This is a genomic window from Vibrio sp. 704 (genome assembly GCF_033339295.1).
Map to the genome: position 1 here is coordinate 1 of NZ_JAWOUH010000528.1, position 659 is coordinate 659.

The 659-nt window shown below is 47.2% G+C and carries 1 pseudogene; it reads left to right on the forward strand.

The window, feature by feature from the left end:
• Positions 1-659 (forward strand): annotated as a pseudogene (locus R7R24_RS27550) (2-succinyl-5-enolpyruvyl-6-hydroxy-3-cyclohexene-1-carboxylic-acid synthase); the annotation flags it as partial.

The following is a 659-nucleotide window of genomic DNA, read 5'->3' on the forward strand; positions in this document are numbered from 1 at the left end:
AAGGCGGTCAAACATATACTCAACGATTCGTCAGTCCATCATTCCGTGACATTCCATTTTGTGCTGATAGAAAAGGAGTGGTTGTTATTGGCAGCTTACTTGCTGATCACGCGCAAGCGGCAAAAGCGTTTGCACAGCAAATGGGGTGGCCTGTATTGGCGGATCCGCAAAGTGGAGTTAGCTCCGGTTGGTCACATTATGATTTGTGGTTACAACAGCCTAAGTTGGCCAGCCAACTCGACGAATGTGATTTGGTGCTCCAGTTTGGTAGCCGCATCATATCTAAGCGATTGAACCAATGGATTAATAAACAGGTGTCGCAAAGCCAACAAGGCCGAGATGTTCAGTACTGGTTTATCTCGCCAAGTTTAAGCCGAGATAACCAAACACACCTTCCGCAATTGCATTGGGCTGCATCACCTAAAAGTTGGGTCGAGCGTGTTGATGTTAAGAGCTCAAGTACTCAAGGGTGGGCTGATGGATTGCTGACCGATATAGCCCATGTTCGCGCTCACATTCGCGATGAGTTTCTGTCTTCATCAGCTTCAACGCTTAATGAAATCGCGTTAGCGGCTGACATTGAAGAGCGAACGCAGAACGTCGATGTCTTTCTCGGTAACAGCTTGTTTGTTCGATTGGTCGATATGTTTGGCCGATTA